General features: G+C 61.4%; 22 protein-coding genes. 18 read left to right on the top strand and 4 right to left on the bottom strand.

The features are described from left to right. Position 1: 1 nt before the first annotated feature. The 17 genes from FQ187_RS21830 to FQ187_RS21750 all read left to right on the top strand — a co-directional run bounded on the left by FQ187_RS21830 (position 2) and on the right by FQ187_RS21750 (position 16,468). Positions 2-256, top strand: coding sequence for an acyl carrier protein (locus FQ187_RS21830; protein WP_007992314.1), 255 nt, complete (start codon positions 2-4; stop codon positions 254-256). Then, the gene (locus FQ187_RS21825) at positions 253-801 is read left to right on the top strand and encodes a hypothetical protein (protein ID WP_149631054.1); all 549 of its coding nucleotides are present in this window, start codon (positions 253-255) and stop codon (positions 799-801) included. The genes FQ187_RS21830 and FQ187_RS21825 overlap by 4 nt, the downstream gene beginning before the upstream one ends. Further along, positions 798-2,480 (top strand): acyl-CoA synthetase family protein, encoded by a 1,683-nt coding sequence (locus FQ187_RS21820; RefSeq protein ID WP_149631053.1) that lies wholly within the window; start codon positions 798-800, stop codon positions 2,478-2,480. Before FQ187_RS21825 ends, FQ187_RS21820 begins: the two co-directional genes overlap by 4 nt. Next, positions 2,473-3,207, top strand: coding sequence for a glycosyltransferase family 2 protein (locus tag FQ187_RS21815; RefSeq protein WP_149631052.1), 735 nt, complete (start codon positions 2,473-2,475; stop codon positions 3,205-3,207). Before FQ187_RS21820 ends, FQ187_RS21815 begins: the two co-directional genes overlap by 8 nt. Next, a complete protein-coding gene (locus FQ187_RS21810; RefSeq protein ID WP_149631051.1) occupies positions 3,204-4,145 on the top strand; it encodes a glycosyl transferase in 942 nt (313 codons plus the stop codon). The genes FQ187_RS21815 and FQ187_RS21810 overlap by 4 nt, the downstream gene beginning before the upstream one ends. Beyond that, positions 4,126-5,670 (top strand): histidine ammonia-lyase, encoded by a 1,545-nt coding sequence (gene hutH, locus FQ187_RS21805; protein WP_149631050.1) that lies wholly within the window; start codon positions 4,126-4,128, stop codon positions 5,668-5,670. Before FQ187_RS21810 ends, hutH begins: the two co-directional genes overlap by 20 nt. Beyond that, positions 5,663-6,088: a thioesterase family protein gene (locus FQ187_RS21800; RefSeq protein ID WP_149631049.1), complete on the top strand. Its 426-nt coding sequence runs from the start codon at positions 5,663-5,665 to the stop codon at positions 6,086-6,088. The genes hutH and FQ187_RS21800 overlap by 8 nt, the downstream gene beginning before the upstream one ends. After that, positions 6,085-6,825, top strand: coding sequence for an outer membrane lipoprotein carrier protein LolA (locus FQ187_RS21795; protein WP_256667396.1), 741 nt, complete (start codon positions 6,085-6,087; stop codon positions 6,823-6,825). Before FQ187_RS21800 ends, FQ187_RS21795 begins: the two co-directional genes overlap by 4 nt. Continuing rightward, complete coding sequence (locus tag FQ187_RS21790) at positions 6,809-9,148, top strand: MMPL family transporter (RefSeq protein ID WP_149631048.1); 2,340 nt, start codon at positions 6,809-6,811, stop codon at positions 9,146-9,148. The genes FQ187_RS21795 and FQ187_RS21790 overlap by 17 nt, the downstream gene beginning before the upstream one ends. After that, positions 9,145-10,305: a sodium:proton antiporter gene (locus FQ187_RS21785; protein WP_149631047.1), complete on the top strand. Its 1,161-nt coding sequence runs from the start codon at positions 9,145-9,147 to the stop codon at positions 10,303-10,305. Before FQ187_RS21790 ends, FQ187_RS21785 begins: the two co-directional genes overlap by 4 nt. Continuing rightward, on the top strand, positions 10,292-11,539 hold the full coding sequence (locus FQ187_RS21780) for an NAD(P)/FAD-dependent oxidoreductase (RefSeq protein WP_149631046.1): 1,248 nt from the start codon (positions 10,292-10,294) through the stop codon (positions 11,537-11,539). The genes FQ187_RS21785 and FQ187_RS21780 overlap by 14 nt, the downstream gene beginning before the upstream one ends. Further along, positions 11,536-12,261, top strand: coding sequence for a class I SAM-dependent methyltransferase (locus FQ187_RS21775; RefSeq protein ID WP_149631045.1), 726 nt, complete (start codon positions 11,536-11,538; stop codon positions 12,259-12,261). The genes FQ187_RS21780 and FQ187_RS21775 overlap by 4 nt, the downstream gene beginning before the upstream one ends. 122 nt (positions 12,262-12,383) lie before the next feature. Next, positions 12,384-12,866, top strand: a complete 483-nt coding sequence (locus tag FQ187_RS21770; protein ID WP_149631064.1) for a DUF3261 domain-containing protein — start codon at positions 12,384-12,386, stop codon at positions 12,864-12,866. Beyond that, positions 12,863-14,059: a beta-ketoacyl-[acyl-carrier-protein] synthase family protein gene (locus tag FQ187_RS21765; protein ID WP_149631044.1), complete on the top strand. Its 1,197-nt coding sequence runs from the start codon at positions 12,863-12,865 to the stop codon at positions 14,057-14,059. Before FQ187_RS21770 ends, FQ187_RS21765 begins: the two co-directional genes overlap by 4 nt. Continuing rightward, positions 14,056-14,517 (top strand): hotdog family protein, encoded by a 462-nt coding sequence (locus FQ187_RS21760; protein WP_008149597.1) that lies wholly within the window; start codon positions 14,056-14,058, stop codon positions 14,515-14,517. The genes FQ187_RS21765 and FQ187_RS21760 overlap by 4 nt, the downstream gene beginning before the upstream one ends. After that, the gene (gene fabG / locus FQ187_RS21755) at positions 14,514-15,242 is read left to right on the top strand and encodes a 3-oxoacyl-ACP reductase FabG (protein WP_149631043.1); all 729 of its coding nucleotides are present in this window, start codon (positions 14,514-14,516) and stop codon (positions 15,240-15,242) included. Before FQ187_RS21760 ends, fabG begins: the two co-directional genes overlap by 4 nt. After that, positions 15,242-16,468 (top strand): beta-ketoacyl-ACP synthase, encoded by a 1,227-nt coding sequence (locus FQ187_RS21750; protein ID WP_149631042.1) that lies wholly within the window; start codon positions 15,242-15,244, stop codon positions 16,466-16,468. The genes fabG and FQ187_RS21750 overlap by 1 nt, the downstream gene beginning before the upstream one ends. Positions 16,469-16,503: 35 nt before the next feature. Here the strand turns inward: FQ187_RS21750 and FQ187_RS21745 are convergent, their stop codons facing one another. Continuing rightward, positions 16,504-16,770: a DUF6124 family protein gene (locus FQ187_RS21745; protein WP_149631041.1), complete on the bottom strand. Its 267-nt coding sequence runs from the start codon at positions 16,768-16,770 to the stop codon at positions 16,504-16,506. A 507-nt stretch (positions 16,771-17,277) separates the two neighbouring features. Beyond that, the gene (locus tag FQ187_RS21740; RefSeq protein ID WP_149631040.1) at positions 17,278-18,180 is read right to left on the bottom strand and encodes a LysR family transcriptional regulator; all 903 of its coding nucleotides are present in this window, start codon (positions 18,178-18,180) and stop codon (positions 17,278-17,280) included. Between the two features lie 118 nt (positions 18,181-18,298). Here FQ187_RS21740 and FQ187_RS21735 point away from each other — a divergent pair, with 118 nt between their 5' ends. Continuing rightward, on the top strand, positions 18,299-19,573 hold the full coding sequence (locus FQ187_RS21735; RefSeq protein WP_149631039.1) for an MFS transporter: 1,275 nt from the start codon (positions 18,299-18,301) through the stop codon (positions 19,571-19,573). A 187-nt stretch (positions 19,574-19,760) separates the two neighbouring features. Here the strand turns inward: FQ187_RS21735 and hemE are convergent, their stop codons facing one another. Both hemE and FQ187_RS21720 read right to left on the bottom strand, forming a co-directional pair. Further along, on the bottom strand, positions 19,761-20,828 hold the full coding sequence (gene hemE, locus FQ187_RS21730; protein WP_046045624.1) for a uroporphyrinogen decarboxylase: 1,068 nt from the start codon (positions 20,826-20,828) through the stop codon (positions 19,761-19,763). Positions 20,829-21,080: 252 nt separating this feature from the next. Further along, complete coding sequence (locus FQ187_RS21720; protein ID WP_008149580.1) at positions 21,081-22,499, bottom strand: FAD-dependent oxidoreductase; 1,419 nt, start codon at positions 22,497-22,499, stop codon at positions 21,081-21,083. Positions 22,500-22,525 lie beyond the last annotated feature (26 nt).

Genomic DNA, 22,525 nt, shown 5'->3' with positions numbered 1-22,525 from the left:
CATGCAAACTCGTGACGACATTTTCAACACCCTGCGCGATGCTCTGGTCGAACTCTTCGAGCTGGACCCCGAGCGCGTAAGCCTCGAATCCAACCTGTATCAGGATCTGGAAATCGACAGCATTGACGCGGTCGACCTGATCGATCACATCAAACGCCAGACCGGCAAGAAAATCGCTGCCGAAGAGTTCAAATCGGTGCGTACCGTCAGCGACGTGGTCGAGGCGGTCTACCGTCTGGTTCAGCCGGCCGCATGAGCCGACTGATCGGCCTCGGCCTGCTGCTGGCGGGCCTGCTGTACCCCTTCGCGGTGTATTTCGGCATGGAACATTTCGCGCCGTGGCAGTTTGGTCTGTTACTGGGCAGCCTGTGGCTGGCTCGGGCTCTGCTCGGTACGCGCAAGCCCGGCAGTTCGTGGATGGCGATCACCGCGATCACTTTTTGCCTGTTGCTGGCGTTGTTCGACAGCCCGCTGCTGCTGCTGCGCTGGTACCCGGTGCTGATCAGCGCGTTCATGCTCGGGCTGTTTGGCCTGAGCTTGATCGTTGGCCCGCCAATCATCGAACGCCTGGCGCGTTTGCGCGAACCGCAACTGCCGGCCAAGGCGATTGTTTATACCCGCCAGGTGACGATCGTCTGGTGCGTGTTTTTTCTCTGTAACGGTTTGCTCGCCGCCGCCCTGACCCTCTGGGCGCCGCTAAGTTGGTGGATGTTGTACACCGGTCTGATTTCCTACGGATTGATGGGCCTGCTGTTTGCCATTGAATGGCTTATACGACAACGGGTAAGAGGCCACCCATGAATTGGATAAAACTTGAGCAATTGTTGCTCAAGGCGCAACCGGAACGTGCCGTGACGGCCGAGCCGGCACTGAATCACGCACAGCTGTGCGAACAGGCGTTAAGCCTCGCCGCGGGCCTGCAAGCCCAAGGTGCGCGCCGTATTGCCGTGCACCTTGAGGACGCCGCTGACCTGGCGATTGCCCTGCTCGGTGCCTGGCGCGCCGGGGTCAGCGTGCTGCTGCCCGCAGACCTGCAAGCCCAGACTCGTCAGCGCTGGTCGACCGAAGTCGATCTGTGGCTGACCGATCAGGCCGATGACGCACACCTGAGCGATTACCGGCATCCGCCGTTGATGGCGGCCGCACTGGATCTGGATCGCTGTTCGCTGAGCCTGTGCACGTCCGGCTCCAGTGGCGAGCCCAAGCGCATCGACAAAACCCTGCGCCAACTGGCCAATGAAGTCGAAGCGCTGGAACTGCTCTGGGGCGCCGATCTTGGTACGGCTTGCATCATCGGCAGCGTCGCCACTCAGCATATTTACGGATTGTTGTTTCGAGTGCTGTGGCCGCTGTGCGCCGGGCGCTCGTTTGTGCGCAAGCAGCTGGCATTCCCTGAAGATCTGCAGCGCGCCAGCCGCGAACACCCGGTATTCGCCTGGGTCGCCAGCCCGGCGCTGCTCAAGCGCATGGGCGACAACCTCGACTGGCCCGCATTAAGTGCGGTTCGCCGAGTATTTTCCTCCGGCGGCGCCTTGCCGGCCGAGGCCGCACAAAGCCTGCATCAACGCCTGCAGCAGTGGCCTACGGAAATCCTCGGCAGCTCGGAAACCGGCGGCATCGCCTGGCGTCAGGGCGACGATCTCTGGCAGCCCTTTGCTGACATTGAATTGAGCCAGGACAGCGACGGCGCCCTGCTCATTGCTTCGTCGTACTTGCCTCCCGGGCATATCGAACACACCGCGGATGCCGCGCGAATCGCTGCCGACGGCCGATTCGAACTGCTCGGACGGCTGGACCGGATCGTCAAACTGGAAGAAAAACGTATCTCACTACCGATGCTGGAACAGGCCCTGATGGCCCACGACTGGGTCGCCGAAGCGCGTCTTGGCGTGGTTCAGGAAAACCGCGCTTCATTGGGTGCGCTGCTGGTGCTGACCGAGTCAGGCCTGCATGCGTTGCGCAATCAGGGTCGACGCACCCTCACGCAAGAATTGCGTCAGCATTTGAGCCAGCATTGCGAAGCCCTGGCGTTGCCACGACGCTGGCGCCTGTTGCGGCAAATGCCGCTGAACGCTCAGGGCAAACTGCCCCAGGCCACCGTTGAAGCCCTGCTGCTGGCGCCGCGCCCAAAGGTGCCGGAAGTGCTGGATCAGGTCGAAGTCGATGGCGAGTGGAGCCTGCAACTGGCGGTACCACCCGACCTCGCTTACTTCAGCGGTCACTTCCCCCAAGCGCCGGTATTGCCCGGTGTGGTTCAAGTGGAGTGGGCGCTAACCCTGGGTCAGCAATTGATGGACCTGCCGGCAAAATTCGCTGGCATGGAAGTGCTGAAATTCCAGCAACTGGTTCGCCCTGGCGATGAAGTCCAGCTGCACCTGCGCTTCGATCCGTCGCGCAGCAAGTTGTATTTCACCTACCGCAACGAGACCGCAACCTGCTCCAGTGGGCGGATCTTGCTGGAGGCGGCAGGCGATGCATAACCCCTGCGCAATCGTCCCGGTCTACAACCACGAAACCGCCATCACCACGGTGGTTGATGCGCTGCTCGCCAGCAGCCTGCCCTGCATTCTGGTGGACGATGCCAGCAGCCCGGCCTGTGCAAAGGTGCTCGATCAACTGGCCCTGCGCGACAAGGTGTTCCTGATCCGGCTCGGCGCCAACCAGGGCAAGGGTGGCGCGGTCATGACCGGTTTTCGCGAAGCCTCGCGCCTGGGCTTCAGCCATGCCTTGCAGGTGGATGCCGACGGTCAGCATGATCTGCAAGACGTCCATACTTTCATCGAACTGTCACGCGCCCATCCCGAGGCAGTGATCTGCGGCTATCCGCGATACGACGCGAGCGTGCCGAAAGGTCGTTTGTACGCCCGTTACCTGACTCACGTCATGGTCTGGATCAACACCCTGTCGTTGCAGATTCGCGATTCCATGTGCGGCTTCCGCGTCTACCCGTTACCACCGACCCTGGTGCTGATCGATTTGGCGAAGATCGGCAAGCGCATGGACTTCGACTCGGACATTCTCGTGCGGCTGGCCTGGCGCAATCTGCCCATGCAATGGCTGCAAACCAACGTCCATTACCCGCTGGATGGTGTCTCGCATTTCCGCCTTTTTCACGACAACGTGCTGATTACGAGCATGCACACCCGGTTGTTCTTCGGCATGTTGCTGAGGGCGCCAGTGATTCTCTGGCGACGGTGGCGAGCATGAGCGCAGACAAGAAACACTGGGCTGACCGCCAGGAGCGCGGCAGTTTCTGGCTGATGAAGCTCACTGCGGTCGGCGCCAAAGTACTCGGTCGCAGGGTGTTGAGCCCGCTGCTGTACGGCATCGTTCTGTACTTCTTCCTGTTCGGGCGCAGCGCCCGTCACAGCGCCTGGCAATACCAGCAGAGGCTCGCTGACTGGAGTGGTCGCAATGAATTGCGCCCGACCCATTGGCGAGTGTTCGGCCAGTTCATGGCCTTCGCCGACTCCATGCTCGACAAGCTCGACGTATGGAACGGCAAGCTGAGCATCGAGCAGATTGAAATCATCGACCCGGCATTGCTGCGCAATCAACTGCGCGGCACCCGCGGGCAGATGCTGGTAGGTGCGCATCTGGGCAATCTCGAGGTCTGCCGTGCTTTGGCGGAGATCGGCGAAAAAGTCACGATGAACGTGCTGGTACACACCAAGCACGCCGAACAATTCAACCGCTTGCTCGGCGAAGCCGGCGCGACCAATCTGCGGCTGATTCAGGTCAGCGAGCTGGACCCGCTGATCATGCTGCAACTCCATGAGCGCCTTGAACGCGGCGAATGGCTGGCGATTGCCGGCGATCGCGTGCCGCTGCATGGCGGGCGCAGCGTGACGGTGGACTTCCTCGGCCATCAAGCCGCGTTCCCTCAGGGCCCATGGTTGCTGGCCGGTCTGCTGAAATGCCCGATCAACCTGATGCTGTGCCTGAAGAAACCGACGGGCGACTATCGACTGACCCTCGAACCGTTCGCCGAGGCCGTGGTGTGGAAGCGCAGCGACCGCGAGCAGGTCATTCATCAGTGGGCCTCCCGCTATGCCGAACGCTTGGGTCACTATTGCCTTGAAGCGCCCCGACAATGGTTCAACTTTTACCCTTTCTGGAAGACCGATGACGACGCCAACGCTTGAGCCGGTAACCTTCGGCGAACTCCCTTTGCGCATCGAAGACGTGCTGGCCCTGGCCAACCGTCAGGTGCCGACGCAGTTGCAAGGCGACCCTGCGTACCGCGAGCGTATCGCCAAGGGTGCGCGATTCCTGGACTCCCTGCTGGACAAGGAAGGGGTGATCTACGGCGTGACCACCGGGTACGGTGATTCCTGCGTGGTCGCGGTGCCGCTGCATCACGTCGAGGCACTGCCCCGTCATCTGTACACGTTCCACGGCTGCGGTCTGGGCAAACTGCTCGATGCACAAGCCACTCGTGCGGTACTGGCGGCGCGTTTGCAGTCGCTGTGCCACGGCGTGTCCGGGGTGCGCGTGGAGCTGCTGGAACGCCTGCAAGCCTTCCTCGAACACGACATTTTGCCGCTGATCCCGGAAGAAGGCTCGGTGGGCGCCAGCGGTGATTTGACGCCGTTGTCTTACGTCGCCGCGACCTTGTCCGGCGAGCGTGAAGTGATGTTCCGTGGCGAACGCCGCCAAGCGGCCGACGTGCACCGCGAACTGGGTTGGGAACCGCTGGTCCTGCGCCCCAAAGAAGCCCTCGCCTTGATGAACGGCACCGCCGTCATGACCGGTCTCGCGTGCCTGGCCTATGCCCGCGCCGATTATCTGCTGCAACTGGCCACGCGCATCACCGCGTTGAACGTGGTCGCCCTGCAAGGCAACCCCGAGCACTTCGACGAGCGCCTGTTCGCCACCAAACCGCATCCTGGGCAAATGCAAGTCGCCGCGTGGTTGCGCAAGGATCTGGCGATCGACGCGCCGACCGCGCCGCTGCATCGCCTGCAAGACCGCTATTCCCTGCGTTGCGCGCCCCATGTCCTCGGCGTATTGGCCGACAGCCTGAACTGGCTGCGCTCGTTCATCGAGATCGAGCTCAACAGCGCCAACGACAACCCGATCATCGACGCCGAAGCCGAACGCGTGCTGCACGGCGGGCACTTCTATGGCGGCCACATTGCGTTCGCCATGGACAGCCTGAAAAACCTGGTGGCCAACGTCGCCGACCTGCTTGATCGACAACTCGCCTTGCTGGTGGACGAGCGTTACAACCACGGTTTACCGAGCAACCTGTCCGGCGCCACCGCTGACCGGGCGATGCTCAATCACGGCTTCAAAGCCGTGCAGATCGGCACCAGTGCCTGGACCGCCGAAGCGCTGAAAAACACCATGCCGGCCAGCGTCTTCTCGCGTTCCACCGAGTGCCACAACCAGGACAAAGTGAGTATGGGCACCATCGCCGCCCGCGATGCGATTCGCGTGCTGGAGCTGACCGAACAGGTTGCCGCTGCCACCCTGCTGGCCGCCAACCAAGGCGTCTGGCTGCGCAGCAAGGCCGAGGATGCCCGTCCATTGCCGCCCGCCCTGGCCGCCATGCACGAAGAGCTCGCGAAAGACTTCCCGCCGGTCATCGAAGACCGTGCGCTGGAAGGCGAGTTGCGCCTGTGCCTGAAGCGAATTGCCGAGCAACACTGGAGGCTGCATGCGTAGCAAGGGAGTGCTTCACACCGATACGGAAATCCTCGTGCCGTTCTTTGATGTCGACACCATGAACGTTGTCTGGCACGGCCATTACATCAAATACCTGGAAGTCGCCCGCTGCGCGCTGCTGGACAAGATCGGCCACAACTACACGGCGATGGTCGAGTCGGGTTACGCGTGGCCAGTGATCGATCTGCAATTGCGTTATGTGCGCGGCGCCGTGTTCGGCCAAAAGCTGAACGTGCGCGCCAATCTGGTGGAATGGGAGAACCGTCTGAAGATCAGCTACCTGATCAGCGATCTGGACACCGGCGAACGCTTGACCCGCGCCAGTTCCGTGCAGGTCGCCGTCGACATGAGCAGCCGCGAAATGCAGTTGGCCTCACCCAAGGTCTTCACCGATGCTGTTGAAAGGATGCTCGCATGACCCTGCTGAAAACCGTCTGTAGCAGCTGCCGAGCCCGCGAGGCTGCGTTCGGCGGCGAAGCCGTCGCAAAACCTGCACATGCGGTACATCAGAAGAAACCCAGGGCGACTGCTGCGCAGCCGAACGCAGGCTTCGCCAGCTGCTACAGGATCGTGGCGGCGCTGGTATTAGCGCTGGGGTTTTCTTCGCTGGCGCAGGCTTTTGACTTGCAGCAGTTGAGCGATCAACTGGCCAAGCCAGACGTGATCCACGGCAATTTCATCCAGGAAAAACACCTGCGCGCCCTGCCTCAGCCGCTGACCAGCAAGGGCACTTTCGTCCTCGCTAAAAACCACGGTTTGCTCTGGCTGTTGAAAACCCCGCTGCAACAGGACTACCGCATCAGCGCCAAAGGCATTGCCCGGCGTGACGCCAACGGTTGGCAAATGCTGCCGAGCAAGAGTGCCGGCGCCGAGCAGAACCGCTTGTTCCTCGCCGTACTGCAAGGCGACAGCAGCGGGCTGCAACGGGATTTCGAGCTTTCACTGAGCGGCGACGCACAGAACTGGAAGCTGACGCTGACCCCGCGCTCCATGTTGCTCAAGCAGGTGTTCACTCAGATCAACATTGCCGGCGGCGAACTGGTGCACAGCATCGAGCTGCTCGAAACCCAGGGCGACAGTACGCTTTTGCGCATGCAGGACAGCACCAGCGCCCAACCGTTGAGCGACGCGGAGCAACATGACTTTGCCGAGTGAACGGAGACTTCCACGGCTGTTTCTGATCCTGCTGCTGGCGGTGCTCGCGCTCGCCGGTTGGCAATGGCGTGACGGCGCCCCGCTGTCGGCCAACCTGATGGAACTGGTGCCGGGCACGGCGCCAGACGCGCTGGAACTGCGCGCCGAACAACGCATGCAAGAACCGCTGAACCGCGAAATGCTGGTGCTGGTCGGCCACACCGATCGCCAGCAAGCCGTCGCGATGGCGCAGAAACTAAGTGAACAGTGGCAGGCCAGCGGTTTGTTCGAAAAGGTCCAATGGAACCTCCAAGCTGACCTTCCGGCGCTGCGCACACAATTGCTGCAAGGCCGTCTGGCAATGCTCTCGGCGGCTGACCGACAGCAACTGATCGAGCATCCCGACGCCTTTATCCAGCAGCGAGTACAAGCGCTGTTCGACCCCTTCACCGGGTTCAGTCTGGTGCCAAGCCAGGATGACTGGCTGGGCCTGACCGGGCGCATCCAGAACAGTCAGCCGCAGCATGGTTCGGTGCAACTGGACATCGGCAGCGGTGCGCTGGTCGCCGATGCCGACGGCAAGAGTTGGGTGCTGCTGCGCTCGCGCACCACGGGCAACGCCTTCGACATGAACCTGCCGCTGCAAGTGGCCGACCTGCTCCAGCACAGCCGTGAAGAAGCCGCCCAGGCAAACGTTCAACTGCTTGCCGCCAGCGGCTTGCTCTATGCGGCCAGTGGGCAAAAGCAAGCCACCCGGGAAATGACCTGGGTCGGTGGCGGCGCCACGGCGGGCATTCTATTGCTGTTGCTGCTGGCCTTCCGGCGCTGGCGGGTGTTGCTGGCCTTCGTCCCGGTGCTGGTCGGCATGCTCTTCGGTGCGGTGGCCTGTGTGGCGGTGTTCGGCCATATGCATGTGATGACGCTGGTGCTCGGTTCGAGTCTGATCGGCGTGGCGGTCGATTACCCGCTGCATTACCTGTCCAAGAGCTGGAGCCTGAAACCCTGGCACAGCTGGCCGGCCCTGCGCCTGACGTTGCCGGGCCTGACGCTGAGCCTGATCACCAGTTGCATCGGTTACCTGGCCCTGGCCTGGACACCGTTCCCGGCGCTGACCCAGATCGCCGTGTTCTCTGCCGCCGGTCTGCTCGGCGCTTATTTGTCCGCGGTGTGCCTGCTGCCGGCACTGCTCAAGGGCACAGACCTGCGTCCAGCGCAGTGGCCGCTGCGGGTGTGCGAGTTTTTGCTGGGGCGCCGTGAAGCGTTGCTCAAACTCGCGAGTACGCCGGTGCTGCTGGCGCTGCTGATTGCCTTTTATGTGGGCGGTCTGCTGCAGCTCGACACCAAAAACGACATTCGCCAGTGGGTCGGTGCACCGCAGCAACTGACTGACGAAGCGCAAACCATTGCACGCATCACCGGCTATCAACCTACCAGCCAGTTCTTCCTGGTGCGCGCCGCCAATCAACAGCAACTGCTGGAACGCCAAACCGCGCTGAACGAGCGGCTGGATCAGTTGGTCAACCTGGAAAAACTCCAGGGTTATCTGTCGCTCAATCAATTGGTCAGCCAACCCACCGAACAGCGGCAAGTGCGCGAAGCCCTGAACAAGTTGCCGCAGTTCTGGCAACCGCTGCTCGATGTCGGCGTGCCGGCGGAGGCACTGCAGGCAGAGCTCACGAAGTTGCAGGCACTGCCCAGCGAAGACGTCGACGCGGCGCTGGTCGGTCCGTTGGCAGAACCCTATCGCGCGCTGTGGCTGGGCCCGACCGATAACGGCGTAGCGGCGATGGTCAGTCTGCAAGGCCTGAACAACCCCTCTCTGCTGCGAGTCCAGGCACTGGATTTGCCGGGCGTAGAACTGGTGGACCGCCTCGGTGAGTTGAACAAGGTGTTCGCCGACACCCAGATCAGCGCCGCAGAGTTGAAACTCGCTTCCAGTGTGCTGATCGTGCTGGTGCTAATCCTGCCGTTCGGCTTCGGCGGCGCGCTGCGGATCGTCGCCCTGCCGCTGCTGGCTGCGCTGTGCAGCCTGGCCAGTCTCGGCTGGATGGGGCAACCGCTGACGCTGTTCAGTCTGTTCGGCCTGCTGCTGGTGACGGCCATCAGCGTCGATTACGCGATCCTCATGCGTGAACAGGTCGGCGGCGCTGCCGTGAGCCTGCTGGGCACCTTGCTGGCGGCGCTGACCACGTGGCTGTCGTTCGGTTTGCTGGCGGTGTCCAGCACGCCGGCGGTGAGCAATTTCGGTCTGTCGGTGAGCCTGGGGCTGGCCTTCAGCTTCATTCTTGCGCCGTGGGCCGGACACCAGGTTCACGCCGCCCCGGTCACGGAGTCAGCCACATGATGATCGCCGTGTTCTGGGTCATGGCCCTGGCGCTGTTCGCCGTGGCCACCCGTGTCGGTCGTCACTTCGGCGTGATCCCGATCGTCAGCCAGTTGTTGCTGGCGACCTTCGGCCTGCCGCTGCTGATGTACTTCTGGATCGAACCCCAATGGCAATTGAGCGGCGCCGCGCTGGTCGCGCCGGCCTGGCTGAAAAATGTCTACAGCCTGAGTTTTGCCTTGTTGCTGGGGCACATTCTCAGTGACGTGATCGACCTGCGACTCGACCGTCAAAGCCTGAAAATCGCCCTGCCGAGTTTCTGCATTCCGTTTGCCTGCGGACTCGCGACAGCGGTGTGGCTGTTACCGCCGCAACCCTGGATCAGTTCGCTGGCGGTCGGCCTGCTGTTCGCCATCACGGCGATTCCGGTGTTGTATCTGTACCTGCGGCACATCAAATACCCGCCTGCCGCTACCCGGCGACTGGTGCAGACCGCGATCCTCATCGACCTCACTTGCTGGACCCTGTTCGCCATCGCCCAGGGCAGCCTGCACCTGAGCAGCCTCCTGCTGCCGCTGGCCGGCGCCTGCCTGCCGTTGCTGCTGCGTCTGCTCCGATTGCGCCAACCGCTGCTGCACAGCGGTTGCTTCTTCGCACTGCTGATCGTGGCGGAACACTTCAAGCTCAATGCGCTGATTTTCGGCATCGGTTACCTGCTGTGGATGGCCGCGCTCAAAGTGCCGCTGGTGCTGCCGTTGCCGGTGATCTGGATGAGTCACTTGCAGACGTATATCGCGATCCCGCTGATCCTCACGTTCGGCATCGTGCAAATCAACGTCCACGCAGCCATGGCCAGCCTCGACTGGGTGCAACTGACGGCACTGCTGCTGTTCCCGATTGCCAGTAAGCTGCTGGGCAACTGGCTGGGCCTCGGTTGGGCCGGCGCCTCGTTTGAAGGCGCCAGTCGCTGGCGGGAAAGCGTCTTGCTGAATATTCGTGGCTTGAGCGAGATCGTCTTTCTCAACCTGCTGCTGCAACAACAACTCATCAGCCCGGCGCTGTACTTCGCGCTGATGGTGATGGGCCTGATCGCGACACTGCTGCCGGCACTCGCCGGCATGCACCGAACCCCTTTGAACATCGCCGTCCCGGCAAGGAGCCCCCGTGGCAACAGTTGAAATGGAACATCGCCAGGTCGTGGTTATCGGTGCAGGTCCATCGGGCGCCATCGCCGCCGCGCTGCTCAAGCGCAAGGGTCACGACGTATTGATGATCGAACGCCAGCATTTCCCACGGTTTTCCATCGGTGAAAGCCTGCTGTCCCACTGCCTGGATTTCGTCGAAGAAGCCGGCATGCTCGAGGCGGTGAACGCCGCCGGATTCCAGTTGAAAAACGGTGCGGCATTCGCTTGGGGCGAGCAGTACAGCGCCTTTGATTTCGGCGAGACTTTCAGTAACGGCAAGCCGACCACCTTCCAGGTCCAGCGTGCCGATTTCGACAAGCTGCTGGCTGATCAAGCCGCGCTGCAAGGCGTGGAGGTTCGCTACGGCGAAGCCATCGTCAGTGTCGATTTCACCCTGCCGAAACCGCAGCTCGACGTGCTTCGCGAAGACGGCAGCCAGTACCGCGTCGAAGCCGATTTCGTGCTGGATGCCAGCGGCTACGGGCGAGTGTTGCCGCGCTTACTCGACCTTGAAGCGCCGTCGGATTTCCCGGTGCGCCAGGCCGTGTTCACCCACGTCGAAGACCACATCGACAACCCGGCCTTCGAGCGGGAAAAAATCCTCATCACCACCCATCCGATCCACCGCGATATCTGGTTCTGGACCATCCCGTTCAGCAAAGGCCGTTGCTCGGTGGGCGTGGTCGCGGCAGCCGAACACTTCGAAGGCCGCATGGAGAATCTGGACGATTGCCTGCGAGGGTTTATCGCTGAGACCCCAAGTCTGGCCAGCGTGTTGAACAACGCCGTGTGGGATACGCCTGCTCGAACCATCGGCGGCTACTCGGCCAACGTCAAAACCCTCCACGGGCCAGGCTTTGCCCTGCTCGGCAACGCAGCGGAATTCCTCGACCCGGTGTTCTCCTCCGGCGTGACCATTGCCATGCGCTCGGCGAGCATGGCCGCTGGGGTTCTGCATCGCCAACTGCAAGGCGAAAGTGTCGATTGGCAGACTGAATTCGCCATCCCGCTCAAGCGCGGCGTCGACACGTTCCGTTGCTACGTCGAGGGCTGGTACGCCGGGACGTTCCAGGATGTGATTTACCATGAGGGCGGCTCGCCCGATATTCGCCGCATGATCAGCTCGATCCTCGCCGGTTATGCCTGGGACGAGCGTAATCCGTTCGTCGCCGAACCCAAACGCCGGCTGCGGATGCTCTCGGAGCTCTGTGCAAGGGACGCCACATGAGCTACTTGAGCGACACCTACGTCGAAGAAACCCGCTTTGGTTTCTGGTTCCTGCGCAGCCACACCTGGCAGCACCATGTTCTGCGAGTGGCAATCGCCGATTTGCGCAGCCTGTTCAGCGAAGCACCGCCGAGCAACCCGGTGCTGCTGGATGCCGGTTGCGGTCAGGGCAAGTCGTTTCAGTACTTGCGCCAGACCTTTGCCCCCCAGCACCTGATCGGTCTGGACGCCGACCCTCACAGCCTGAACCTGGCCGGCGAAGAAGCCGTTCGTCAGGGCATGGCGGTGGAGTTGATCGGCAGCGACTGCGCGAGCATCAACGTCCCGGACGCCAGCGTCGATTTGCTGTTCTGTCACCAGACCTTCCATCATCTGGTGCAGCAGGAACAGGCACTGGCCGAGTTCTACCGCGTGCTCAAGCCGGGTGGTTATCTGCTGTTCGCCGAATCCACCGAGGCTTACATTGATACCTGGGTGATCCGCTGGTTGTTCCGCCATCCGATGCACGTGCAGAAGAGCGCCGCCGGGTATCTGGACATGATTCGCCAGCAGGGTTTCGAACTCGGCCCGCAAAACGTGTCTTATCCATACTTGTGGTGGAGCCGCGCCAAGGATTTCGGCCTGTTTGAACGCTTGGGTCTGCGCCGGCCAAAGCCCTTTGGCCAACGGGAAGAAACCCTGGTCAATGTGGTCGCGCGCAAACCCCTTGAAGGTGCTGTGTGATGTTTACTCACGCTAAACCCTGTGGGAGCGGGCTTGCTCGCGAAAGCGGTGTGTCAGTCAACAATAGTGTTGGATGTGCCGACGCATTCGCGAGCAAGCCCGCTCCCACAGGGACTGCAAACATTCTGCGATTTTTGCTCCTCGGTGCAGTCCTGTTGCTGAGCGCCTGCGCCAGCCGGGCGCCGCTGCCCGAGCACACCCCGAACCTGTCGTTGCCGCTGCAATTGCACATCCAGCGCCTGGTGGCCGATCAACGGCAGGACTGGGTGCTGGTGATCCAGCGTGAAGGCCCTGGCATTCGCTGGTCGATGATGGACTTGCTGGGCATTCCACAGGCACGCCAGAAACTGGTCGATGGCGAGTGGCAGGCTGATGGTCTGCTGCCGCCCAATCCGGAAGCGCGGGAGCTGTTCGCCGCGCTGCTGTTTGCGCTGACCCCCAAAGATGAACTGTCGGGCAACTATCCCGCCGCGTGGCAGCATGGCTCGCAACGGTCCTTGCCAGCGCACTGGGAAGTCCGATATTCACAACCCATGAGTTTTGAATTGAACCTGCCCAAAGGCCCGAAATATCAAGTCACGCCGCTCAGCGGGGACGCGCCATGACCGCCTACCTGAATGCCCTCGGGGTGATCTGCGCCCTGGGCCGTGACAAGTCCGAAGTCACCCGCCACCTGTTTGCCGGTGACTGTTCGGGTATGCGCAATGAGGCTGGCTGGGTGGCGGAACGGTCGTTGCCCGTGGCCGCGGTCCGCGGCGAACTGGCGCCAATCCCGGCTGAGCTTGCGCCGCAAGGCACCCGTAATAATCAATTGCTGCTGGAAGCCGCGCTGCAAATTCGCGAAGACATCGACCAGGCGATCCAGACCTACGGCCGCGACCGCATCGGTATCGTTCTGGGCACCAGCACCTCGGGCATCGACGAAGCCAGTCGCGGCCTGGCCCATTACATCCGCGAACATCAGTTCCCGGCCGATTACGACTACCAGCAACAGGAGCTCGGCGCGCCGGCGAACTTCCTTGCCGACTGGCTGCAACTGAGCGGCCCGGCCTATGTGATCTCCACGGCCTGCACTTCCAGCGCCCGAGCGCTGATGAGTGCTCAGCGACTGCTGGAGCTGGGCATTTGCGACGCGGTGCTGTGTGGCGGTGTCGACAGCCTGTGCAAGTTGACTCTCAATGGGTTCTCGGCGCTCGAAGCAGTGTCCGGGCAACGTTGCAACCCGTTTTCGGTGAACCGTAACGGCATCAACATTGGTGAAGCAGCGGCGCTGTTTTTGATGAGCAAACGTGTCGGCGACAGCCAGCCGATTGCCCTGCTCGGCAGTGGCGCCAGCTCCGATGCACATCACATTTCCGCACCGGAACCCAGCGGCCGCGGCGCCCTGCAAGCGATGCGCAAAGCCTTGAGCCGAGCACAACTGCAACCGCAACAGATCGATTACCTGAACCTGCACGGCACCGCCACCCAACACAATGACGCCATGGAAAGCCTGGCGGTGGCGACGCTGTTCCCGGCGGGGGTGCCGTGTTCGTCGACCAAACCCATGACCGGCCACACCCTCGGCGCTGCAGGCGCTCTGGAAGCGGCGTTCTGCTGGTTGAGCCTGAGTGCAGGCAATCGCGAGCACGCCCTGCCGCCCCACGTCTGGGACGGCCAACCGGATCCCCAATTGCCAGCCCTGAATTGGGTGACCCCGGCCGATCGCCTGACGTCCATTGCACCTCGCTATCTGATGAGCAATTCCTTTGCCTTCGGTGGTAACAACGTCAGCCTGATTATCGGAGACGCCCCATGATTGACTGGCCGATCGCCGAACTGCTGCCGCACGCTGGCGACATGATCTTCATCGAGCAGATCCTGTCGTTCGATGACGAGCAGATTTACACCCGCCTCACGGTCAAACCCGATGGCCTGTTCAACCGCCCGGACGGCAGCCTGCCGGCCTGGGTCGGCATCGAACTGATGGCCCAGAGCGTCGCCGCCTACGCCGGTTGCCATGCGCGCCAGCGTGGCGATGCGGTGGAGCTGGGGTTTCTGCTCGGCACCCGCAAATTCGAATGCAACGTCGAGCACTTCCCTGCTGGCACTGAGCTGACCATCCACGGCATCCGCTCGCTGGAAGACGACAACGGCATGGGCGTGTTCGAATGCCACATCACCGCGCCCGGCATTCACGCCACCGCTCGTCTGAACGTGTTCCGTCCGCCTCAGGCCGCTCAATACCTTCATGAAACCCAAGGAACCCAGCCATGACTGAATCCGTACTGATCACCGGTTCCAGCCGTGGCATCGGCCGCGCCATCGCTTTGCGTCTGGCTCAGGCCGGGCATGACATCGTGCTGCATTGCCGCAGCGGCCTGGCGGACGCTGAAGCCGTGAAGGCCGAAATCGAAGCCTTGGGGCGCAACGTGCGCATTCTGCAATTCGACGTGTCCGATCGCGCCAACTGCAAAGCCATTCTCGAAGCCGACGTGGAAACCCACGGCGCCTATTACGGCGTGGTGCTGAACGCCGGCCTGACGCGCGACGGTGCTTTTCCAGCCCTGAGCGAGGATGATTGGGATGTAGTAATGCGCACCAACCTCGACGGTTTCTACAACGTGCTGCACCCGGTGATGATGCCGATGATTCGTCGTCGCGCCGCTGGACGGATTGTTTGCATCACCTCGGTTTCCGGGTTGATCGGCAACCGTGGCCAGGTCAACTACAGCGCTTCCAAGGCCGGTTTGATCGGCGCGGCGAAGGCGTTGGCGATTGAATTGGGCAAGCGCAAAATTACCGTTAACTGTGTCGCACCCGGCTTGATCGACACCGCGATGCTCGATGAAAACGTGCCGGTGGAAGAACTGATGAAAATGATCCCCGCACAACGCATGGGCACCCCGGAAGAGGTGGCCAGCGCGGTGAATTTCCTGATGTCGGCGGAAGCGTCGTACATCACCCGGCAGGTTCTGGCCGTCAACGGAGGCCTGTGCTGATGAAGCGCGTCGTCGTCACCGGCATGGCCGGCATCACCTCGCTGGGTAGCGATTGGGACACCATCGCCGCTAATTTCGCAGCCAACCGCAGCGGCATACGCCGCATGGACGAGTGGGATCGTTTCACCGAACTCAACACCCGACTGGCGGGCCCCATCGATGACTTCAAGGTCCCGAGCCACTGGACCCGCAAGCAATTGCGCAGCATGGGCCGGGTCTCGCGCCTGGCGGTCGGCGCGGCAGAACAGGCATTGGCCGATGCCGGTCTGTTGGGTGACCCGTCGATCAAGGACGGGCGCATGGGCGTTTCCTGCGGCTCATCCACCGGCAGTACCGACGAGATCAAGGCGTTCGGCAACATGCTGCTCAACTCGGTGGCCGAGGGCCTGAACGCCAACTCCTATGTGCGCATGATGCCGCACACCACGGCGGCGAATATCAGCATCTTCTTCGGCCTCACCGGCCGGCTGATCCCGACCTCCAGCGCTTGCACCAGCGGCAGTCAGGGCATCGGTTATGCCTACGAGTCGGTCAAGTTTGGTCGCCTGCCGTTGATGCTCGCCGGCGGTGCCGAAGAACTGTGCCCCACCGAAGCGATGGTCTTCGATGCGCTCTACGCCACCAGCCTGAAAAACGATGCACCGCAGACTTCCCCACGCCCGTACGACAGCGGCCGCGATGGCCTGGTGATCGGCGAAGGCAGCGGCATGCTGGTGCTCGAAGAACTCGAACACGCATTGGCTCGCGGTGCGCACATCCACGCCGAACTCGTCGGTTTCGGCAGCAACGCCGACGGCCAGCACGCCACCCGTCCAGAACAGGTCACCATGCGCCGGGCCATGGAACTGGCCCTGGAAGACGCCGGGCTGCAACCTTCTGACATTGGCTACGTGAATGGTCACGGCACAGCCACTGAACAGGGCGACATTGCCGAAACACTGGCAACGAGCGCGTTGTTCGGTGAGCACATGCCAATCAGCTCGCAGAAGAGCTTCCTCGGTCACACCCTCGGAGCCTGCGGTGCGCTGGAATCCTGGTTCAGCATCGAAATGATGAACCGCGACCTGTACGTCCACACCCTCAACCTCGACGACGTCGACCCGCACTGCGGCAAACTCGATTACCTGCGCGGCGAGTTCCGGCAGATGAGCAACCAGTACGTGATGAACAACAACTTTGCGTTTGGTGGGGTTAATACTTCGCTGATCTTCCGCCGCTGGTCGTAAAACACATCAAGATCTTTTGATTTTCAAGGTTTTCACTAGGCCAGGTCGAGGTTATCCAACACTCGGTTTACTGCGAGTTCTCCCAACATGATCGACTGTTGAATCCCTAGCAGTGTGTTGCTTTGCGATCCTTCCTGATACCTCGCGAAATCGCTCGCCATGACATTTGCTGATGCCAGCGATTCACAGGCGTATTCCAGCAAAGTTTGGTTGTCGATATCGGGGGCGATGAGGAAGATTTTGCTTGGTTGGCGTGGGGCATCCGGATCGGTGCCCGGTGGGTTTGTTGTTGTATTCGTCATGTTTCGGCTACCTACAAAGTGGAGCCACCGAGTCGCTACTAATCAAAAGGGTGGCAGCCGTACGCAGGTTAGTAGACCGGGAAACACGAACCGGCGCGCCCGAGAGCGCCCTACGCACAGCTACCATCAAAGTGCAGGCATGAAATTACCTGACTGTCCGGCATGCAAATGCGCATCGTGTAAACACGGGCTACTAAACCCGATCACTGGGAATCAGTGACGCGAATCAAGTTACCGATGGCCCCCAAAGCGTACAAGCCGGCGGATTCTGGAGTAGTTGTAGGCAATGCCGCAAGGCGCTGTGGCCTGTTCAAGGTAGTCCGGAAATGTCCTACACCTTTCAGCGAAGCGTCCTCTATGGCATAGACAACTGCACCTTTTTTGGTGGACTTTCGGACGCTTTCGCGAGCAAGCCCGCTCCCACAGGGATTTGCGGTGTGAACCGTTTTTTGTTCCACCACCCATTCACTGTGGGAGCGGGCTTGCTCGCGAATGACTGCGAAGCAGTCACGCCTTCAACGGCTCAACCTTACGCGTCAACAACTCCACAAACGCCTTGGCCATCGGCGACTTCTGATCCTTGCGCTGCACCAGCCACACCGCCGACACAGCCTCAGGATCGAGCAGAGGCCGATAGACCACCCCTTCGATTCGCATCCGCTGATAAGACGCCGGCAGCACGGATACACCCAACCCCGCCGCCACTAACCCGATAATCGTCATCGCCTCGCCAGCCTCTTGGGCGAAGTGCGGACTGAAACCGGCATCCCGCGCCAGGCTGAGCAATTGTGCGTACAGGCCACTGCCATAACTGCGTGGGAAAAATACGAAGGGCTCGAGGGCCAGGGACGACAGAAACAAGCCTTCCTCACTATCGGTCACTAATGGATGCTTGGAACTGAGCACCGCCACCAGCGGCTCACGCATCAGTTCTACCACGCTGAGCGAGTCCGGCAACCCAAGCGGCCGCATGATCCCGACTTCAATCGACTCATCCACCAACGCATCGGCGACCTGGGTGCTGCTCATCTCCCGCAGGTTCAGGTGCACCGCCGGGAATCGCTGGCGGAACGAAAAAATCGCCTGGGGAATGGTCGAGTTGAATGGCGCCGACGAGGTGAAGCCGATCTTCAACTCGCCCAGCTCACCAAGTTGTGCACGGCGGGCTACATCCGCTGCTTTATCAACCTGCGCCAGCACCAACCGCGCCTCTTCCAGAAACAGCCGGCCGGCTTCACTGAGCTCGACCCGTCGATTGGTGCGTTCGAACAACCGCGCGCCCACCTCCTGCTCCAGCGCCTGAATCTGCTGACTCAGCGGCGGTTGCGAGATGCCCAGCACCTGGGCGGCGCGGCCAAAGTGCAGTTCTTCGGCAACAGCAATGAAGTAGCGCAGGTGACGCAATTCCATGAAAACTCCATTAGGTCGTTAAACCTATCAATCAGGTCGAACAATATATTGGATTGAATCATTAGGCAGCTATATGCTTTTTTCATTGCCTGACCGGCTGCGTCCTCCGAGGTCCGAAGTGAAAACTGCTGTCGCTCCACTTGCCCATGAAGTTCCGCCCGCAGCGGTGGACGATGTTGTCGCCGAACTAAAGGAGATCTACATCGAAAAAGGCACACCGATGTTCATGCGCACGGTGCTGGCGCTGTTCTCCGGCGGCTTCGCGACCTTCGCTCTGCTCTATTGCGTGCAGCCGATGATGCCGCTGCTGTCCCATGAGTACTCCATCAACGCGGCCCAGAGCAGCCTGATCCTGTCGGTCGCCACCGGTATGCTCGCCATTGGTCTGCTGATCACCGGCCCGATCTCTGATCGCATCGGGCGCAAACCGGTGATGGTCGCCGCGCTGTTCGCCGCCGCGCTCTGCACAATCGCCAGTTCAATGATGCCGAGCTGGCACGGCGTATTGGTCATGCGGGCGCTGATAGGGTTGTCGTTGAGCGGTCTGGCAGCAGTCGCCATGACTTACCTGAGCGAAGAAATCCACCCGCAGCACATCGGCCTTGCCATGGGCTTGTACATTGGCGGCAACGCGATTGGCGGGATGTGCGGACGCTTGATCACTGGCGTGTTGATCGACTTCGTCAGCTGGCACACGGCGATGCTGGTGATCGGTGGTCTGGCGCTGATCGCGGCGGCGGTGTTCTGGAAAATCCTCCCCGAGTCCCGTAACTTCCGCGCCCGCTCATTGCACCCGCGCAGCCTGCTCGATGGCTTCACCATGCACTTTCGCGACGCCGGTCTGCCGCTGCTGTTCCTTGAAGCCTTCGTGCTGATGGGCTCGTTCGTCACGCTGTTCAACTACATCGGTTATCGCCTGCTGGCCGAGCCGTACCACATGGATCAGGCCTTCGTCGGGCTGCTCTCGGTGGTGTATCTGTCGGGTATCTACAGCTCAGCGAAAATCGGCGCCCTGGCCGACCAGCTCGGTCGTCGCAAAGTACTCTGGGCAACCATCGTGCTGATGATCGCCGGCCTCGCCCTGACCATGCTCACGCCGCTGCCAGTGGTGATCATCGGCATGCTGATCTTCACCTTCGGCTTTTTCGGCGCCCATTCGGTGGCGAGTAGCTGGATTGGGCGTCGTGCGATCAAAGCCAAGGGGCAGGCGTCGTCGCTTTATCTGTTCAGCTACTACGCCGGTTCGAGCATCGCCGGGACAGCGGGCGGGGTGTTCTGGCACATGGGGGGGTGGAACGGGATCGGGTTGTTCATTGGCGGGTTGCTGGTGATTGCGCTGCTGGTGGCGTTGAAACTGGCGAAGTTGCCACCGCTGGAAAATGTGAAGGCGTGACGCACAACCCTGTGGGAGCGGCGGTGCGACGATTCGACTGTCTCGCGAAAGCGGTGGGTCAGTCGGCATCGATGTTGAATGATCAACCGCTTTCGCGAGCAAGCCCGCTCCCACATTGACCGTGTACGATCTGGTACCTCATACAAAAACGCCCGGCACAAGCCGGGCGTTTTTTATTGGGCGACGATTACTCGTGGTACTGCGCCGACAGTTCATGCACCGCACGCAGGAAAGCGCCGGCGTGTTCCGGGTCGACTTCCGGGGTGATGCCATGGCCCAGGTTGAACACGTGACCGCTGCCTTTGCCGTAGCTGGCGAGGATCCGGCCAACTTCGGTGCGAATGGCTTCTGGCTTGGCGTAGAGCACGGTTGGGTCCATGTTGCCTTGCAGCGCGACTTTGCTGCCGACGCGATCACGGGCGCTGCCGATGTCGCAGGTCCAGTCCAGGCCCAATGCATCAGCGCCAGCGTCGGCAATGCTTTCGAGCCACAGGCCGCCGTTCTTGGTGAACAGGATGACCGGCACTTTGCGGCCTTCATGTTCGCGGATCAGGCCGCTGACGATTTTGCGCATGTAGGCCAGGGAGAATTCCTGGTACGCCGCCGCCGAAAGGCTGCCGCCCCAACTATCGAAGATCTGCACCGCTTGTGCGCCGGCCATGATCTGGCCGTTGAGGTAGCTGGTGACCGTCTGCGCGAGCTTGTCCAGCAGCAGGTGCAAGGCTTGCGGGTTGTCGTAGAGCATGGTTTTGGTCTTGCGGTAGTCTTTCGACGAGCCGCCTTCGACCATGTAGGTGGCCAGGGTCCATGGGCTGCCGGCGAAGCCGATCAGCGGCACGCGGCCGTTCAGTTCGCGGCGGATGGTGCTGACCGCGTCCATGACGTAGCCGAGGTCTTTGTGCGGATCAGGAATCGGCAGCGCTTCGATGTCGGCCAGGGTACTGATGACTTTCTTGAAGCGCGGACCCTCACCGGTTTCGAAGTACAGGCCTTGGCCCATGGCATCGGGGATGGTGAGGATGTCGGAGAACAGGATCGCCGCGTCCAGTTGTGGGTAGCGGTCGAGCGGCTGCATCGTGACTTCGCAAGCGAACTCCGGGTTCATGCACAGGCTCATGAAGTCGCCGGCCTTGGCACGGCTGGCGCGGTACTCCGGCAGGTAGCGACCGGCCTGACGCATCATCCAGACAGGCGTGACGTCTACGGGTTGCTTGAGCAGGGCGCGAAGGAAACGGTCGTTCTTCAGGGCAGTCATGTCGGCATCCGGAAAAAAAGTGCGGGCATTTTCTCAGAGCGTGACGCAAAAGGCACGGCAAGAGCCGTGCCTTTTGTCTATCGGGTCAATTTGTCGCGGTGGAACACGGTCTTTGCAACACCGAAAAACCAATGTGGGAGCGGGCTTGCTCGCGAATGCGGTGTGTCAGTCGACATCAATATTGACTGTTACACCGTCTTCGCGAGCAAGCCCGCTCCCACATTTTGATCGCATTCCAGTTCTGGAAAGTGATTAGACGCCCAGGTAATCCAGGATCCCTTCGGCGGCGTTGCGGCCTTCGAAGATCGCTGTTACCACCAGGTCAGAACCGCGAACCATGTCGCCACCGGCGAAGATTTTCGGGTTGCTGGTCTGGTGCTTGTACTGACCTTGTTCCGGCGCCACAACGCGGCCCTGGCTGTCGGTCTGGATGCTGTGCTGTTCGAACCACGACGCCGGGCTCGGACGGAAACCGAACGCGATGACCACGGCATCAGCCGGGATGATCTCTTCGGAACCCGGAATCGGCTCGGGGCTGCGACGGCCACGGGCGTCCGGTTCGCCGAGACGGGTCTCGACCACCTTCACGCCTTCGACGCGGTCTTCGCCGACGATCGCGATTGGCTGGCGGTTGTAGAGGAATTTCACCCCTTCTTCCTTGGCGTTCTTCACTTCTTTGCGCGAGCCCGGCATGTTCGCTTCGTCACGACGATAAGCGCAGGTCACCGACTTGGCGCCCTGGCGAATCGACGTACGGTTGCAGTCCATCGCCGTGTCGCCGCCACCCAGCACCACCACCTTCTTGCCTTTCATGTCGACGAAATCTTCCGGCGACTTTTCAAAGCCCAGGTTGCGATTGACGTTGGCGATCAGGAAGTCCAGCGCGTCGTGCACACCCGGCAAATCTTCACCGGCAAAGCCGCCCTTCATGTAGGTGTAGGTGCCCATGCCCATGAACACGGCATCGTATTCTTCGAGCAGTTGCTCGACGGTCACGTCCTTGCCCACTTCGGTGTTCAGACGAAACTCGATGCCCATGCCGGTGAAGACTTCGCGACGATTGCTCAGCACGGTCTTTTCCAGCTTGAACTCGGGGATGCCGAAGGTCAGCAGACCACCGATTTCCGGGTTCTTGTCGAACACCACCGGGGTCACGCCGCCGCGTACCAGCACGTCCGCACAGCCCAGGCCTGCCGGGCCTGCGCCGATCACCGCAACACGCTTGCCGGTCGGTATGACCTTGGACATGTCCGGGCGCCAGCCCATGGCGAACGCGGTGTCGGTGATGTACTTCTCGACCGAACCGATGGTCACCGCGCCGAAGCCGTCGTTGAGGGTGCAGGCACCCTCGCACAGACGATCCTGCGGGCACACCCGGCCGCACACTTCCGGCAGGGTGTTGGTCTGGTGCGACAGCTCGGCGGCCTGAAGGATGTTGCCCTCGGCCACCAGCTTCAGCCAGTTCGGAATGAAGTTGTGCACCGGGCACTTCCATTCGCAATACGGGTTACCGCAACCCAGGCAGCGGTGGGCCTGATCGGCCGAATGCTGGGGTTTGAAGGGTTCGTAGATCTCCACGAACTCTTTCTTGCGTTGACGCAACAGTTTCTTCTTCGGATCCTTGCGCCCGACATCGATGAACTGGAAGTCGTTATTCAGACGTTCAGCCATTGTTAAAACCTCATCAAACTCTTCAG

The organism is Pseudomonas sp. ANT_J28, from assembly GCF_008370005.1.
GTDB classification, from domain to species: Bacteria; Pseudomonadota; Gammaproteobacteria; order Pseudomonadales; family Pseudomonadaceae; genus Aquipseudomonas; species Aquipseudomonas frigoris.
This window is presented reverse-complemented; position numbering and strand designations above follow the sequence as displayed.

Coding starts and splice junctions, on each gene's coding strand:
- FQ187_RS21830 (WP_007992314.1), top strand. CDS start 2: ATGCAAACTCGTGACGACATTTTCAACACCCTGCGCGATGCTCTGGTC.
- FQ187_RS21825 (WP_149631054.1), top strand. CDS start 253: ATGAGCCGACTGATCGGCCTCGGCCTGCTGCTGGCGGGCCTGCTGTAC.
- FQ187_RS21820 (WP_149631053.1), top strand. CDS start 798: ATGAATTGGATAAAACTTGAGCAATTGTTGCTCAAGGCGCAACCGGAA.
- FQ187_RS21815 (WP_149631052.1), top strand. CDS start 2,473: ATGCATAACCCCTGCGCAATCGTCCCGGTCTACAACCACGAAACCGCC.
- FQ187_RS21810 (WP_149631051.1), top strand. CDS start 3,204: ATGAGCGCAGACAAGAAACACTGGGCTGACCGCCAGGAGCGCGGCAGT.
- hutH (WP_149631050.1), top strand. CDS start 4,126: ATGACGACGCCAACGCTTGAGCCGGTAACCTTCGGCGAACTCCCTTTG.
- FQ187_RS21800 (WP_149631049.1), top strand. CDS start 5,663: ATGCGTAGCAAGGGAGTGCTTCACACCGATACGGAAATCCTCGTGCCG.
- FQ187_RS21795 (WP_256667396.1), top strand. CDS start 6,085: ATGACCCTGCTGAAAACCGTCTGTAGCAGCTGCCGAGCCCGCGAGGCT.
- FQ187_RS21790 (WP_149631048.1), top strand. CDS start 6,809: ATGACTTTGCCGAGTGAACGGAGACTTCCACGGCTGTTTCTGATCCTG.
- FQ187_RS21785 (WP_149631047.1), top strand. CDS start 9,145: ATGATGATCGCCGTGTTCTGGGTCATGGCCCTGGCGCTGTTCGCCGTG.
- FQ187_RS21775 (WP_149631045.1), top strand. CDS start 11,536: ATGAGCTACTTGAGCGACACCTACGTCGAAGAAACCCGCTTTGGTTTC.
- FQ187_RS21765 (WP_149631044.1), top strand. CDS start 12,863: ATGACCGCCTACCTGAATGCCCTCGGGGTGATCTGCGCCCTGGGCCGT.
- FQ187_RS21760 (WP_008149597.1), top strand. CDS start 14,056: ATGATTGACTGGCCGATCGCCGAACTGCTGCCGCACGCTGGCGACATG.
- fabG (WP_149631043.1), top strand. CDS start 14,514: ATGACTGAATCCGTACTGATCACCGGTTCCAGCCGTGGCATCGGCCGC.
- FQ187_RS21750 (WP_149631042.1), top strand. CDS start 15,242: ATGAAGCGCGTCGTCGTCACCGGCATGGCCGGCATCACCTCGCTGGGT.
- FQ187_RS21745 (WP_149631041.1), bottom strand. CDS start 16,770: ATGACGAATACAACAACAAACCCACCGGGCACCGATCCGGATGCCCCA.
- FQ187_RS21740 (WP_149631040.1), bottom strand. CDS start 18,180: ATGGAATTGCGTCACCTGCGCTACTTCATTGCTGTTGCCGAAGAACTG.
- hemE (WP_046045624.1), bottom strand. CDS start 20,828: ATGACTGCCCTGAAGAACGACCGTTTCCTTCGCGCCCTGCTCAAGCAA.
- FQ187_RS21720 (WP_008149580.1), bottom strand. CDS start 22,499: ATGGCTGAACGTCTGAATAACGACTTCCAGTTCATCGATGTCGGGCGC.